Origin of the sequence: Actinoallomurus sp. NPDC052308 (assembly GCF_040679195.1) — a bacterium.
GTDB classification, from domain to species: Bacteria; Actinomycetota; Actinomycetes; order Streptosporangiales; family Streptosporangiaceae; genus Actinoallomurus; species Actinoallomurus liliacearum.
Genome location: NZ_JBFAUM010000049.1, coordinates 16,420 through 30,334, shown reverse-complemented (window position 1 = coordinate 30,334; position 13,915 = coordinate 16,420). Strand labels below are relative to the sequence as shown.

Genomic DNA, 13,915 nt, shown 5'->3' with positions numbered 1-13,915 from the left:
GCCCCCGCCGCCCCTCGGGGGGGGGGGTGCGCGCCGCCCCCCCGCCCCCCCCGCCCCCCCGCCCCCCCCCCCCGGGGGGGGGGGGGGCCCCCCCCCCCCCCCCCCCGGACCCCGAAAGGGGCTTCATCGATGACCTCTTCGCCGAGCAGACGCGCCTTCCTCGCCGCGACCGCCACGGCCGCCGGAGCCGCGGCCCTCCCCCTGACCGCCACCGGAGCCGCCGCCGCGCCCCTCGCCCACCGCGGCAACCGGTACCGGAAGATGAAGGCCAAAGGCATCCGATAGCAACGGTAACGTTATCTAATGGTAAGGTTATAAGTCATGAAGCTGGTGGTGCAGGTGAAGCTGCTGCCGACGCCTGAGCAGGCGGCGGCGCTCGCGGCGACCCTGCGCTTGTGCAACAGTGCGGCGAATGAGGTGTCGGCGGTCGCGTTCGCCCACGGCGTGTTCGCCCGGCAGAAGCTACAAAAGATCGTGTACGCGGATTTGAAGGCGCGGGGGTTGTCGGCTCAGCCCGCGTTACATGTGATCCGTAAGGTCGCCGACGCCTACACCGCGCTGCACGCCCATATCGAGGCGGGCCTGCTGGGCGGTGAGCAGTCACGGCGGCGCCGCAAAGCTGAATCCAAACCCATCACCTTACGGGCGGATGCGGCCCAGCCGTTCGATGACCGATGCCTGTCCTGGCAGATGGACGCCCGGGCCATCTCGATCTGGACCGTCCAGGGCCGCCTCCGAGGCATGGCTTTTACCGGTGAGGCCGGGCAGCTCAAGTTCCTGGCGGCCCACCGCAAAGGCGAGACCGACCTAGTGCACCGCGACGGGATGTTCTTTCTCATCGCGACCTGTGAGGTCGACGCGGACCCGCAGGTCGAGCCCGCTGATTGGGTCGGAGTGGATCGGGGGATCGTGAACCTGGCCACCACATCCGATGGGGACAATCATCAGGGCAAGGCCCTTGTCCGGTATCGCAGGCGCCAGGCCCGGCTGCGCGCTGAACTGCAGGCCAAGAAAGCCGCGGGGAGCCGGTCGGCCGCCCGCCGTCTGGCCCGCCGCGCACAGCGGGAGGCGCGGCACGCCGCGAATGAGAACCACAAGATCAGTAAGAGGATCGTGGCCGATGCCCGACGCACCGGACGCGGTATCGCGCTCGAGGAATTGAGCGGGATACGCGACCGGGTACGGCTCAGGCGGCACCAGCGGGCCACACACTCCTCTTGGCCGTTCCATCAGCTCGGCACCTTCCTCCAGTACAAGGCCCTGCGGGCCGGGGTGCCGTTCTTAGAGGTGGATCCGGCCTATACCTCCCAGCGGTGTCCCGTGCCCTGGTGCGGGCACACCGAGCGGGCCAACCGGCCCAGCCGGGATACCTTTTGTTGTCGTCGGTGTGGGTTCGCTGGCCCGGCCGACGTCATCGCCGCCATGAACATCCGGAAACGGGCGTGCGTGGCGTGGGCATTCGTCAACATGCCCGTCCCTGCCCCCGACACCAGGGCGAGGGGAGATGCGACCCCGGCACGACACCCAGCCGCGACGGGGAGCGCAACAAGGCGTGAACACCCGGGCCGCAAGCCCGACCGTTCACGGCCAAGAAGCTGACCATGGGTACCTTCCATACGCCGAGTGGGTGGACCCCGACCAGGACCAGTTCTCGTTCAATCCGGCGAAGCTGGACTGCGGCCAGTGGGCCGACGCAGCCAAGGCGATCGACGGACACAGCGACTACGGCTGGAACGGCGAGGCCGACCAGTCCCTGTGGACGTCCACGGGCCCGCTCCCGCAGGCGGTCACCCTCGACCTGGGACGGCGCTACTCCGGCCTCGACACGTTCACCTACCTGCCCCGGCAGGACACGGTGACGCCGTACTCGTTCGACGCGTTCGTCACCACCGGCAACATCACGGCGTACCGCATCTCGGTGAGCATCAACGGCACGACCTTCAAGCAGGTCGCGAACGGCACCTGGGCCCCCGACCACGCCCTGAAACACGTACGCTTCCGGCCCGCGACGGCCCGCTACATCCGCCTGGAGGCCCTCTCCGCCGTAGGCGGCGAGGCAGCCATCGCCGGCCAACTCGACTGCGGCACCACCGACCACAGACCCCGCCCGGCCTGAGCGGTGTCAAGAGCCGTCCCGCCCCCGAACGCCGGCGGCGGGACGGCTCAAGACTGCACAAAGGCGGTACTAGCGGTTGCATAAAAGCGGGAGTCAGGCATGCATGAAAGCGGGACTGATCATTGCATGAAAGCGGGAGCCACCGATGCATGAAAGCGGCATCATCGGGCTGTCAGCCCCGACTCCACCATCTGCGTCAAGAGGGAGGCCGGCGCGAGATCGACATCCTCATCGAGCTGGCCGGGCATCGTGTCATCGGAATCGAGATCAAGGCATCCACCGGACCGAACCGCGACTCGGGCCGCCATCTCGCCTGGCTGCGAGATGAGCTGGGAGACCGTTTCATCCGTGGACTCGTGCTGCACACCGGACGACAGGTGTACGACCTCGGCGACCGCATAACAGCCACCCCGATATGTACGATCTGGAGCTAGAGCCGCGTTCTTGCCATGCTCACACACTTCGAGCATGGCAAGAGCGCGCGAAAGCCGCGGAGATCACCTTAGAGAATATTCAGGTGGGTCGTCGCCACCGGACGGTTCGGGTAGGTGACAATGTTGTTTCTCGAGATGTACACGTCGGTTCCGTTGTCGTCGTGGATTACCACGTTGTTATTGCCGGTGGACACCTTGTCGATCCAGACCGTGTTGTTGCCCCAAATGTAGGTGAGTCCCGCATTCGCGTAGCACGCCGTGGCCGATCCCGAGCCGTCATGGAACCAGATCTGCAAGTAATCAGAACTATTGCACGGAACCTGGCTGATTGCGAATGCCTGCCCTGGAATGAGGGACATGAACAGTGCGGCCGCTCCGGCGATGATACCGGCGCGCTTGATCGACTTTCGGCTGACGGAAACCACTTGGCCACCTCGACTTCTCATAGATCGGTCTGGGTGGCGACTTTACCGTCACCACAGGCTGTCGAGATATCGGCAACGTTGCCTATTCCGCCCTCATCGGTAATTAGCCTGCCGCAGCCACACCCGCTCCCCGTCCGGTTCGCCTCCGCGCGCGAGCAACTGTACGAAGCGCTGGTAGTCGTGCGCGGTCGACAGGAGACCATGTCCGCCCGCGACGAGCGTCGGGAGCTCGCCCGCGGCGACTCCCGGGTCCCGCATGAGCTCGGGCCCTCTCGATGATCCGGCCGAGGGACGCGGCGCCGGCGTCCTGAGTCGTTAATTCGCTGGCAGTTCGTCGTATGCGGCTTTTTTCGTCGTTGGGTTATAGGGACTCCAAGATCCGCGCCAAGGAATCCTTGTCATCGCTCACGGCCAACCGGAGGAAGACGGCGCCTCGGCTATCGTCCAGCGACAAGCCGTCCAGCCTGATCTCGTTCAGCGCCACCCGGAAGGACGCCTATGTCCGAGAGCTCAACCGGTGAAACCTCACGCCGCTCGTTTCTGAAAGTAGGCGGCGCCGCGATGGGGCTGGCGGCACTGGGAGCTACGGCGAATACGGACGTGGCGAGTGCGTCGGTCGCGACGCGGCCCACCGTCGGCGCCGGAGGTCCGAGCCCGACGCCGTTCGGCCGGCCGACCGATTCGATTCCCAACCCCGGGGCCAGGATCACGGCCGTGCGCGGAGACCGCGCGAGCAATTGGCCGAAGCAGACTCGATCAGAGGTCGTCGCGCGGCACGGCGCCGTCGCGACCAGCCAGCCCATTGCCGCGCAGGCGGGCCTGCGAATTCTGCAGAAGGGCGGGAACGCCGTGGATGCGGCAGTGGCGACCGCGGCGGTTCTCGGCTTGGTCGAGCCTGAGAGCGCGGGTCTGGGCGGCGATCTGTTCGCCATCTACTATTCGGCGAAGGACCGGAAGCTGTTCGGGCTGAACTCCAGTGGCTGGTCTCCCGAAGCCTGGGATCTCGACTATTTCCACGCCCGCGGCTTCGATGAGAAGACCGGGATGCCAGAACGCGGTGCCGACAGCATCAGCGTGCCCGGCGCCGTCGAAGGCTGGCATCGGTTGCTCGAGCGGTTCGGCACCCGGGGCTTCGACGTCGTCCTGGAACCCGCCGTGACGCTCGCCGAAGAGGGCTTCGGAATCACCGAGCAGATCCACAGCGACTGGGAGGAGGGCGTGGATGTCCTGAAGACCGACGCCGACTCGATACGGGTGTTCCTCCGCGACGGCAAGGCTCCACCGCTGTACAGCATCTTCCGCAATCCGGACCTCGCACATGCCCTCCGGGTCCTGCAGAGGAAGGGCCGTGACGCCTTCTACACCGGCGAGATCGCGGACGCCATCGTAGCCGAGATCAAGAAGCTGAACGGAGCGATGACGCCGGCGGATCTCGCGAAGTTCCACGCCGAATGGGTCGAGCCCATCAGCATCAACTACCACGGCTACGACGTGTACGAGATGCCGCCGAACACCCAGGGCTTCGCCGCCTTGGAGATGCTCAACATCCTTCAGCAGTGCGACCCCGTCCTCGGCCTGAATCTCGCCGACCTCGGGCCGCGCTCACCGGAGTTCTGGCACCTGCTGGTCGAAGCCAAGAAGCTCGCCTACGACGACCTCAACACCTACAACGGCGACCCGAGATTCACCTCGGTCCCGCTCGGTCGACTTCTTTCGACGGAGTATGCGATAGCTCAGTGCAAGAAGATAAACCCACGCCGGGCCACGCCGCCGCGCGTCAAGGCGTCGATTGATTCAGGAACCGTGTATCTTGCGGTGGCCGACCGGTGGGGCAACATGGTCTCCTTCATCTACAGTCTCTTTGAACTGTTCGGGTCGGGGGTAACGGTTCCCGGCTATGGGTTCCCTCTTCAGAACCGTGGGTCACAGTTCTCGCTGAACCCATCGTCGCCGAATGTCGTCGCTCCCCGTAAGCGCCCGTTCCATACGCTCATCCCCGCTTTCGTGATGCAGAATGGCCATCCCGTCATGGCGTTCGGAAACGTGGGCGGCAGCGAACAGGCCCAGGCGCAGGCCACCGAGATCATCAACATGGTCGATCTGGGGATGAACCCGCAGGCCGCCGCCGACGCGGCGCGGTTCAGCCATGACCAGAAGACCGATGTCCTCCAGCTCGAACCCGAGCTGTTCAACCTGGTGGGACGGCAGCTCTCCGCGATGGGCCATCACGTCACGAAGTCGGTCGGCAGCGCCATGGGCGGATTCCAGGCGATCGTGTTCGACCGGGAGATCGCCGGCGACCGGAGCGAACAGACTCAGACCCAATCCCAGGAACAGACCCAGAGCCAGTCCCAGGCGCAGGCCGCTGAGCGGGTGGCGACCGGAGGTGCCTCGCCGTCGCCGGTCGACGGCGTCTACCGGGCCGCCTCCGACCTCAGGAAAGACGGCAGTGCCGTCGGCTGGTGAGCGCACCTGCCCGGGGCATCGCCACCGAGCGGTGACGGCCCAGGCATCGGCGGGTGCCGTTCGGAAGGTCTTCAGGGGGTGCCGCAGAAGGCGGTGTCGACCGTCTTCTGGATCGCGTCCAGGATCTGCGTGGTGTGGGGGTCGGAGAGGTCGCGCAGGGTCACGGACAGGGTGATGCCCCGATGCCCGTCGGCGGTGTGCAGGCTCTTGCTGCCGTAGCCGACGATGCCTCCGTCGTAGCCCCAGACCGTGACACCGCAACGAAGTCGCATGCGGTCCAGGCCCAGCCCGTCCGCCTCGCCGGCCGGGCCGGCGTCAGGAATCGGGACCGTCTTCTTCATCTCGGCGAGCCACGTCGCGGGCAGCAGCCGGCCGCCGAGCAGCGCGGCGTAGAACCGATCGAGGTCGCCGGTGGTGGAGGTGATCGCGCCCGAGGGTCCCGCGATCGAGGGGTTCATCCGGGTGATGTCCACGGCCCGGCCGTCGATCTCCATGTATCCGTGCGCGTGCGGGCCGGGCAGGTCGGGGTCGCTGTTGGGCACGGTCGTGTCGTGCAGCCCCAACGGCCGTACGATCCGGCGGGTGATCTCCTCGTGCCAGGACCGGCCGGTGACCTTCTCGATGATGAGACCGGCCAGCACGTAGTTCGTGTTCGAATAGTGCCAGCCCTTGCCGGGCGGGAAGTACCGCGGAAGCGCGACGCCGCTGCGGGCGAGCTGTTCGGCCGGGAACGCGTGGAACCGCACCTTCTCCAGGAACTCCCGGCCGGCTATCGGATAGGTCGTGGCGTCATCGAGGTAATCGGCGATCCCTGAGGTGTGGTTCAGGAGTTGCCGCAGCGTGATGTGCTGCCCGTCGGGCACCAGGCCGGGCAGGTACCGCTCGACCGGGTCGTCCAGGCCGACCTCTCCCTGCGCCGCGAGTTGGAGCAGGACCGTCGCGGTGAACGACTTGGTGATGCTCCCGATCCGGAAGCGCCCCTGCCGGGGCACCGGTCGCGCGCCACCGAGCCGGGCGTGCCCACTGACGCCTCGCCACCGGCCGTCGGTGCCGATCACTTCGGCCTGCACCCCCACCGCCCCCGCGGCCGTCACCGCGTCCAGCGACCGCTGCAGTTGCTCCCCCTGGGCCGGCGAGACCGATGCCCGGCCGCCTGCGGCACGGGCCGAAGTGATCGGCACCGCCAGCACGGCCAGGCAGGCCGCCCCCACGGTCACGGTCCGCCAGCGGACCTTCGCACGTGCGTCCATCAGATACCTCCTGTGAGTACGTCGAATGCCACGGCAGCACTCAACTCCCACAGGGCCCCTGGCGGCGTCCCCATGCCGGGGGAACCTGGGTCTCCCTCCGTAGCGTGATGACATCGCCTTAACGGATACCGCAGCGGTAGCGGTCGGCGGCTACCGGGCCCGGAAGCGTCCTAGCGCGTCGGCGGGCGGCCGGGTCGGCGTCGGCGGTGACGCGGGCGGAGGCGCCGAGGCCGGCCAGGTGCTGATGAGGGGGGCACGACTACCCCGGCGTCGGTCTTCAGAGGACCTTGGCGATCCGGCAATCGATACCGGCCGGGCCGACCGGCGCCTGAGCCGGAGTGGTACCACCGAACGTCGTGGTGCCGCGGACCTCAAATGTCTGCACCGCGAGCCGCTGCTTCGTCGCGGTGTCGAGCACCTCCACGGTCACCGTGAAATGGGGCGAGTCACCGCTGATGGTGCCGCCGATCGTGACCGTCGCAGAGTCTCCCGAGGTTTGCGCCTGGCAATCGACCTTGGCGTTGTAGGTCCGGTGGCCGAGCCTTGGCCCGCCCTGCTCGAACGATCCGGGAACGAGCAGGCGCAGCACGACGAACAAGGCAATGGCGCCCGAGAGGACCAGGACGGCGATGAGTGCCTTTCTGCGCTTCCGCGGACCGCCCCTGCCAGGGCGGTCGTCGGCCAGCGTCCACTCATGCGTCGGCATACAACCTCACTCGACTCGTCCAGAAAGGGCATATCCACCCCAATCCGGACATGCAAGGATGGAGTGTATAGGGAAACACGCCCTAGTACTCCAGCCGTGGATCGTTGTGCGCCCTGGTCCGGGGGGTCGCCTGCCGCCGGCGGAAACTCAGGTGGCCTCAACGCGTCATCCGGCTAGAGTCGGGCGGTGCCCGAGCTGAAGCGGCTGCATGCCGGCCATGCCCCGGCGGTCCTGGCCTTCGAGGTGGCGAACCGCGCCTACTTCGCCGCCTCGGTCTCCGACCGCGGTGACGAGTTCTTCGACGAGTTCGCCGACCAGTACAGCGCCTTGTTGGCTGAGCAAGAGGCCGGCATCGGCGCCTTCTACGTGCTCGTCGCCGAGGACGGCTCGGTTCTGGGCCGGTTCAACCTGTACCGCTTCAGGGACGGCACTGCCGATCTCGGTTACCGGGTCGCGCAGCACGTCGCCGGCCGCGGCGTGGCGACCGCGGCCGTCCGGGAACTGTGCCGGCTGGCGGTGGGACAGCATGAACTGCGCACACTGCGAGCGGCCACCTCCCATGACAATGCCGCGTCCCAGAGGGTGCTGACCAAGGCCGGGTTCGTCCCGGTCGGCCCGGCAGACCCGGCCGACCTCGGCGGTAAGCCGGGCACCTGGTATCAGCACGACCTGGCGCTCCAGCCATAGACCGTGACGTGTGGGTGGGCCGGCGGTGAGGGCACGCACACCGTTATGACCGAATCTCGGCCGGTCAGGCCCTCGTAGAAGGCTGGATCGCCCTCAACTGCTCACGTGCGTCCCGCATCTCCGGCACACTCGCCCACCGAGCGGACTCCGCGAGGATCTCATCGACCTCTTGGTCGAAGCGCGAGGAGGTGATCAGCGGACCTAGCCGCGCAACGGCCTGCATGTGGTGCGCGGCCCTGTTCGGATCGGCCGCTCGCAGCGCCGCATGTGCGCTTTCGCCCAACCAAAGACCGTGGAGAAGCGGGATTCCCTGGAAGCGGTGGACTGCCTCATCGAGGTACCGCTCGCCCTCTTCATGATGGCCGAGGCGACTCAGGACGATACCGGAGCTGCCCAGGATCATCGCTGTGGTCGCGGGCGAGGAGCCGTCATAGCCGTGCGCGACATCAAGCAAGGTGCGGGACCTGCGCTCTCTGCCACCCATGTTCGTCTTGGCAAGGCTGACGCCCAGCCTGACGCTCAGTCGCGCCTTGCACTCATCTGTCAGCTCCGGGAGCCCAAGGCCCCGCTGCGCGTACATGGCCGCCCGCTGATAGTCATCTCGATAGGAGCTGACCTGGCTCAGCAGTTCGAACGCGTGGGCCGTGTCCTCGAGGTGATTCGCCCTCTTGGCCAGGACCAGCGCTAGGTTCCCAGCACTCTCCGACTTGTCGAACATGCGGGCGTCATAAAGGATTACGGAAGCCGCACGGGCCAGGCCGGCCGAGGCCACTTGCAGGTCCGGATCAGCCGCATTGATCGATTGCCCGATCTTCCCGAGATGCCGTAAAGCGGTCGCAACCAAGGGAACACCGCCGATTTCGTACCGGGTGGTGCGAAGTTGCGTCGCCAGCGCGCGGAGATATTGCGGATCTTGATAGGGGCCGATTTTTGTTGACGGCAGGAACGTGACCGACGCTGCGGCGGCGATGAATGATCTCCGCTTCACGGGATCCTCTTCCTCCCCTATGGGCGTTATGCGCAGCTCCCAGCCTACGCGGGCCAGAAGGCGACTTGCCTTCATGATTCCCGTATCGCGCTGTTCCCGCGAGACCTGGGAAACCCAGACCTGAGAAACGCCCAGCTCACGGGCGAGTCTCAGCTGAGACCACCCGCGGCCTTTCATGATCAATTTAAGGGCTTCCGCCAGGCTCCGCGCTTCCACGGCGACAGGTTATAACCGGTCGCGATTACGCACTACCCGATTACTCAAGGTGGCCGAAACGATAAGGCGACGTCGAAAAGCGACGAGCAATCCGTCGCTTCTGATCACCTTGATCGAAAGGTACGAGCATGGTCGTACAAGAGCCGGACAGTGAGACGTCCGGAGATACTCCGGTCATCAAGGCACGCCTCGACGAGCTGGCCGCGGCACTGATCGAATCCGGTCTCACCGTACGGGTCGGCGCGGCCGCGCTGATGGCGTGGAATCCGAGGGCAGCACGCCTTTCGCAGTACGTGGCCCTGTGCGGGCACGCGGACCGTTCGCTCCACTGGTACTGGTGCTGGACCGGCCCGACGCGGGACGCGCCGCTGGAGACGGAGTACATGTGCGCGGCCGAGGAGATCGCGCACGCGGCCGACCTCGTCGCGAAGGTCCTGCGCGTCGGCGACGCCGAAGACGGCTGACCGATGGAGGCCGCCGGCTCCCCGGGCCCGCGTGACACACGCGTCGACCAGAAGGCCGTCTTCCCACGAGGAGACCCGGGCGGGACCGACCCGGCGTTGTGGCTGGCCCGCCTGCGCCGGGAGTTCCCGCACTGGGGAATCCTGCATGACCCTTTCGCGTCCGCCTGGATCGCCGTACGAGGCCGCGCGCACCTGGAAGTGACGCGGACCGCCTTCGAACTGCGCGACCGCCTCAGATCCCACGCCGGTCGCCCGGAGAGGTCGTGACGGCCCGTCAATCCAGGGTCGAGGAAACGACTCAGCCCGAACGGTCGAGATCGCTTGCGCTCAGAAGTTAATGCGACTAACTTTGAGTTAGTCGCATTAACTTTGCCTCGTTGGAGCGCCAATGAACGTCTCGGCCACCGCGCCCGTCCGCCCCCGCCTGTTCACCGTCCCCGCCGTCACGGGCGTGGCCTACGCCCTGTCCTGGGTCGCGGGGCTGTCCCTCGGCGCGCCCAGCCCGAAGCTCACCGCCTCCGGGAACGAGATCGTCACCGCGATCGCCGGGCACGAGGGCGTCGTGGCGACCCAGTTCCTCCTCACCGAGGGCCTGCCGACGGCGGGCCTGGCGGTGATCTCCGTCCTGCTCGCCCGGACCGCGCTCCGCGCCGGTTCGGCGGCCGTCGGCAGCGTCATCGGGATCGCCGGTGTGGTCGCCGCCGCGATCTCCCTGACCCAGTTCGTGCTCGGCCTCGCGCTCTCCCGTACGACCGCGCCGGACACCGCGCACCTGCTGTTCCAGGCGGGCGATCGGCTGGACGGGGTCAAGATGCTCGCCCTGGCCGTCGTCGGCGCGGCGGCGGCCGCGTCGGGAGCGCTCCCCCGCTGGCTGCGCTGCGCCGGAGGCGCGCTCGCCGTGTCCATCGCGGCCTCCGGGGTCGTCTACCTGTTCCTCCTCCAGGGCCTCGCCCTGCTCGCCGCGCCGGCCCTGATCCTGCTGCTGGTCTTCGTCACCGGCGCGGGCATCACGCTCGGGCGATACGGTCGGTGACCATGCCCCGCGTTGGACTGACCCCCGACCGCATCGTCGCCGAAGCGGCGGCCGTCGCCGACGAGGTCGGCCTGGACCGGCTCACCCTCGCGGCGGTCGCCCAGCGGTGCCGCGTCTCCCTCCCCGGCCTGTACAAGCACGTCGACGGGCTCGAAGCCGTCAAGAGAGACGTGGCGCTGCTGGCCATCCGCGAGCTCACCGACAGCGTGACCAGGGCGGCCGTCGGATTGACGGGCCGGGACAGCCTGCGGGCGGTGTCCCGCGCCTACCGGACCTACGCCCTCGCCCATCCCGGCCGCTACGCCGCGAGCGTGCAGGCCCCGACGCCCGGCGACGAGGAGTACACCATGGTGAGCGACCAGGCCGTCGCCGTCGCGGCCGCCGCCATCAGCGGCTACGGACTGCAGGGCCCGGACCTGATCCACGCGATCCGCATGTGGCGGACCGTCTGCCACGGCCTCGTCTCCCTTGAAACGGCCGGCGGCTTCGGACTCCCCGAATCCCTCGACCTCACCTTCGACCACCTCATCGCCGCCCTCGACACCGCGTTCCGCGACCTGGCGTCCCAGTCCAGCCCCACCGCGTCCCGCTGAGCGGCCGACGGACCGTACGAAAAGCTCGGCAAAGTCTCCCGATCCCGCTCTGGTTCATCCCACGACGCCGGAATCGTCCCCGCCGCCGAGCGCCTTTCACCGAGCCTTGCGCCCGGCCACCGGGCGCCGCCCCTCGCCGGAGACGCGACTCAGGGGAAGCGCCGGCCGAGCAGCCGGGCCGGATCGAACTCGACCGGGAACGGATCGGTCAGCTTCACGACCTGCCCGGCATCGACGTGCGCGACGCTGACGTAAGCGCCGTCGCGCAGGCTCAGCACTTCGACATGAGGCGGGTTCGCGCCGACGAGTTCGACGCGAAGGAAGGTCGGAATTCCCGCAGCCGCATAGATCCGGGGCTTGACCTGGTAGTCCCTGCGCCGATTTCCCCGACCCGGAAATGGCGCAAACATCCCGCCTTCACCTCCAGATACTCACTCAAGGTGATTAATCAATCACTTCTCGGCTCGGATGGTAGCGAGACCCGAGCGGCGACAGTGTGTGTTCGGAGAAGGATCAGTGCCGAGCCGTGACCGGGGATGCCTGACGGGCGGCGCGGGAGCGGCGGATCGCGTAGATGACCAGGACGACGGCGCCGAGGGCCAGTACGGCGTTCATCACGTAGTCGGCGGTCCGCTTAGGGCCCGACTCTGGGCGCATGGCGATACCCGTCACGGCGTAGGTGAGGAGCGCGCCGGCGGCCAGGGCGAGCCGGTGCATCCGGCTCCAGCTCTGCCGCCGGGACCACCGGCCGACGACGGTGATCGCGGCGGCGAGCAGCGCGACCGCCGCCGCGACGCTCCACCAGCCGGGCAGGTCGGCGGTGGACAGGAAGGCGTATGAGGCGACGAAGGCGACGCAGCCGACGACGGCCGGTCGAGGTGCGGTGCCGGGGAGCGGACCGGCCGCTCGTCGACGGAAGGCCACGACCACGAGCAGGACGATGACGGCCGCGGTGCCGAGCAACTGCGGCGGCGCGGCGAAGAAGTGCTCGTCGTGGTGGCTGCCCCAGGTGGTCACGACCGTGCCGACCGTGAAGACGGCGGCGGTGATCCCCAGTCCGGTACGGCCCAGCCAGGGTGTCTCGGAACGTTCGGGGACGAGCGCCTCGACCAGCGCGATCCCGACGTTGGTGCTCCAGACGGCGTGCATGGTGAGCACGCCGACCGTCAGCCAGCCGCCCATCCCGAGCGCCGGAATGTAGGTCGCGCCCATCTCGTCGTTTCCGGCGTAGTGCCGGTTGAACAGCATCTGGTCGGCCAGTCCCTCCTCGACCAGCCCGTACGCGACGCCCAGGATCAGCATCGTGGCCGGTCCACGCCCGGCCCGCCGCGCCGTCTCGCGGATGAGCAGGGCGCCGCCGCCGTACAGCGGAGCGAGCATGGGCAGGAAGGCCACCGTCTCCTCGACCCGCAGATTGCCGAGCAGCAGTTCGCCGATGGCCGGGGCGAGGAGGAAGAGGGCGACGGCCGGAGCGACGCGCCGCCGAAGCGGCGGTCCACCCGACCCGATCGCGGCCTGTCGACCGGCTACGTCCTTCATGGTGCCGAGCCTGCCGATCCGGTGGGCGGCACGGATAGCACCGATGGTCTAGCGACCCGATCCTCCGGTCGACGGCCGTCCGCCGGAGGTAGGTGCGCGCCGGTCTCCGTGGACCACCGGCCGAGGGGCCGTCCGGTCGAGCGCGGCTCCCCCCTCCGGACCTCTACGATCACGATCCGACGATGAGAGAGGAGCGCCGGTGCCGGACGGAGGAGTGCTGTGCGTGCACGCGCACCCGGATGACGAGGCCCTCTGGACGGGCGGGATGCTGGCCCGGTCGGCGGAGGCCGGCGTTCGTACGGGGGTGGTGACCTGCACCTGGACGGAGGGGACGCGCCGCGTCGAGGAGTTGCGGCGCTCGCTGACGATCCTCGGAGCCGGGGACCCCAGGCTGCTCGGCTACGCGGACGCCGGGGGCGCCGACTCCGGGAACGAGGCGTTCGTCGCGGCGCCGCTGGACGAGGTGGTCGGACGGCTGGTCGGGCACATCCGCGACTTCCGGCCGGACGTCGTCGTCACCTATGACGCGTACGGCGGTTACGGGCACCCGGACCACGTCCGGGCGCACCGCGCGAGCCTGGCCGCCGTCGAGGCCGCCGCGTACGAGCAGTTGTATCCGGACGCCGGTGCGCCGTGGCCCGTACGGACGCTCTCCCTGGTGACCATCCCCCGCTCGGTCGTGCTCGCCGAATGGGAGAGGGTGTTCGGTTCCCCTCCGGACCCCGGTCAGGTCCTTCCGGGGACCCCGGACGAGCGGGTCACCACGACGCTCGACGTACGGCGCTGGGCGGACCGCAAGTGGCAGGCGTTCCAGGCTCACGAGTCGGAGGCGGAGCGCGGTGCCGGGCCCGCGATGTTCGCCGGCCTTCCCGACGCCGAGCGCGAGCGCCTCCTCGGCACCGAGTGGTACATCCGCCGCGAACTCGCGGCGCCCCAGGGCGAGGACTAGTTCGGCTGAGGCCGGAAGGCTCGGTAAGACCACGTCCGGTCGAAGGCCT

Annotated in this window: 18 protein-coding genes; 11 read left to right on the top strand and 7 right to left on the bottom strand. The window is 68.3% G+C overall.

Annotation, left to right across the window (positions count from 1 at the left end; translation table 11 throughout):
• The first annotated feature begins 129 nt into the window (after window positions 1-129).
• The 4 genes from AB0L00_RS44525 to AB0L00_RS44510 all read left to right on the top strand — a co-directional run bounded on the left by AB0L00_RS44525 (window position 130) and on the right by AB0L00_RS44510 (window position 2,550).
• A complete protein-coding gene (locus AB0L00_RS44525; protein ID WP_364444087.1) occupies window positions 130-285 on the top strand; it encodes a hypothetical protein in 156 nt (51 codons plus the stop codon).
• A 36-nt stretch (window positions 286-321) separates the two neighbouring features.
• Complete coding sequence (locus AB0L00_RS44520) at window positions 322-1,599, top strand: transposase (RefSeq protein WP_364444086.1); 1,278 nt, start codon at window positions 322-324, stop codon at window positions 1,597-1,599.
• A 28-nt stretch (window positions 1,600-1,627) separates the two neighbouring features.
• Window positions 1,628-2,116 carry a discoidin domain-containing protein gene (locus AB0L00_RS44515; protein ID WP_364444083.1) on the top strand — a complete coding sequence of 163 codons (489 nt, stop codon included), beginning with the start codon at window positions 1,628-1,630 and terminating at the stop codon, window positions 2,114-2,116.
• 149 nt (window positions 2,117-2,265) lie between these two features.
• Window positions 2,266-2,550 carry a hypothetical protein gene (locus AB0L00_RS44510; RefSeq protein ID WP_364444081.1) on the top strand — a complete coding sequence of 95 codons (285 nt, stop codon included), beginning with the start codon at window positions 2,266-2,268 and terminating at the stop codon, window positions 2,548-2,550.
• A gap of 68 nt (window positions 2,551-2,618) precedes the next feature.
• Here AB0L00_RS44510 and AB0L00_RS44505 read toward each other — a convergent pair whose 3' ends face one another.
• Entirely contained in the window at window positions 2,619-2,975 is a 357-nt protein-coding gene (locus AB0L00_RS44505; RefSeq protein WP_364444078.1) for a beta/gamma crystallin domain-containing protein, read from the bottom strand.
• Window positions 2,976-3,068: 93 nt separating this feature from the next.
• The gene (locus AB0L00_RS44500; RefSeq protein ID WP_364444076.1) at window positions 3,069-3,233 is read right to left on the bottom strand and encodes a hypothetical protein; all 165 of its coding nucleotides are present in this window, start codon (window positions 3,231-3,233) and stop codon (window positions 3,069-3,071) included.
• Window positions 3,234-3,473: 240 nt separating this feature from the next.
• On the opposite strand from AB0L00_RS44500, the gene ggt reads away from it, so the two are divergent.
• On the top strand, window positions 3,474-5,441 hold the full coding sequence (gene ggt / locus AB0L00_RS44495; RefSeq protein ID WP_364444074.1) for a gamma-glutamyltransferase: 1,968 nt from the start codon (window positions 3,474-3,476) through the stop codon (window positions 5,439-5,441).
• A 71-nt stretch (window positions 5,442-5,512) separates the two neighbouring features.
• Here the strand turns inward: ggt and AB0L00_RS44490 are convergent, their stop codons facing one another.
• Window positions 5,513-6,691 (bottom strand): serine hydrolase domain-containing protein, encoded by a 1,179-nt coding sequence (locus tag AB0L00_RS44490; RefSeq protein WP_364444072.1) that lies wholly within the window; start codon window positions 6,689-6,691, stop codon window positions 5,513-5,515.
• Window positions 6,692-6,968: 277 nt separating this feature from the next.
• On the bottom strand, window positions 6,969-7,397 hold the full coding sequence (locus AB0L00_RS44485; RefSeq protein WP_364444070.1) for a hypothetical protein: 429 nt from the start codon (window positions 7,395-7,397) through the stop codon (window positions 6,969-6,971).
• A 186-nt stretch (window positions 7,398-7,583) separates the two neighbouring features.
• On the opposite strand from AB0L00_RS44485, the gene AB0L00_RS44480 reads away from it, so the two are divergent.
• A complete protein-coding gene (locus AB0L00_RS44480) occupies window positions 7,584-8,084 on the top strand; it encodes a GNAT family N-acetyltransferase (RefSeq protein ID WP_364444068.1) in 501 nt (166 codons plus the stop codon).
• A gap of 64 nt (window positions 8,085-8,148) precedes the next feature.
• On the opposite strand, the gene AB0L00_RS44475 is transcribed toward AB0L00_RS44480, so the two are convergent.
• Window positions 8,149-9,288: a helix-turn-helix transcriptional regulator gene (locus AB0L00_RS44475; RefSeq protein WP_364444065.1), complete on the bottom strand. Its 1,140-nt coding sequence runs from the start codon at window positions 9,286-9,288 to the stop codon at window positions 8,149-8,151.
• Window positions 9,289-9,416: 128 nt separating this feature from the next.
• On the opposite strand from AB0L00_RS44475, the gene AB0L00_RS44470 reads away from it, so the two are divergent.
• From AB0L00_RS44470 to AB0L00_RS44455, 4 genes are all read left to right on the top strand, one after another.
• Entirely contained in the window at window positions 9,417-9,752 is a 336-nt protein-coding gene (locus AB0L00_RS44470; RefSeq protein ID WP_364444064.1) for a hypothetical protein, read from the top strand.
• A 3-nt stretch (window positions 9,753-9,755) separates the two neighbouring features.
• The gene (locus tag AB0L00_RS44465; protein WP_364444062.1) at window positions 9,756-10,019 is read left to right on the top strand and encodes a hypothetical protein; all 264 of its coding nucleotides are present in this window, start codon (window positions 9,756-9,758) and stop codon (window positions 10,017-10,019) included.
• Between the two features lie 121 nt (window positions 10,020-10,140).
• A complete protein-coding gene (locus AB0L00_RS44460) occupies window positions 10,141-10,785 on the top strand; it encodes a hypothetical protein (protein ID WP_364444060.1) in 645 nt (214 codons plus the stop codon).
• Window positions 10,786-10,787: 2 nt separating this feature from the next.
• Entirely contained in the window at window positions 10,788-11,378 is a 591-nt protein-coding gene (locus tag AB0L00_RS44455; protein WP_364444057.1) for a TetR-like C-terminal domain-containing protein, read from the top strand.
• 149 nt (window positions 11,379-11,527) lie between these two features.
• Here AB0L00_RS44455 and AB0L00_RS44450 read toward each other — a convergent pair whose 3' ends face one another.
• Window positions 11,528-11,656 (bottom strand): hypothetical protein, encoded by a 129-nt coding sequence (locus tag AB0L00_RS44450; RefSeq protein WP_364444054.1) that lies wholly within the window; start codon window positions 11,654-11,656, stop codon window positions 11,528-11,530.
• A gap of 235 nt (window positions 11,657-11,891) precedes the next feature.
• Window positions 11,892-12,917, bottom strand: a complete 1,026-nt coding sequence (locus tag AB0L00_RS44445) for a hypothetical protein (RefSeq protein WP_364444051.1) — start codon at window positions 12,915-12,917, stop codon at window positions 11,892-11,894.
• 199 nt (window positions 12,918-13,116) lie between these two features.
• Here AB0L00_RS44445 and AB0L00_RS44440 point away from each other — a divergent pair, with 199 nt between their 5' ends.
• Window positions 13,117-13,866, top strand: coding sequence for a PIG-L family deacetylase (locus AB0L00_RS44440; RefSeq protein ID WP_364444049.1), 750 nt, complete (start codon window positions 13,117-13,119; stop codon window positions 13,864-13,866).
• Window positions 13,867-13,915: the final 49 nt, after the last annotated feature.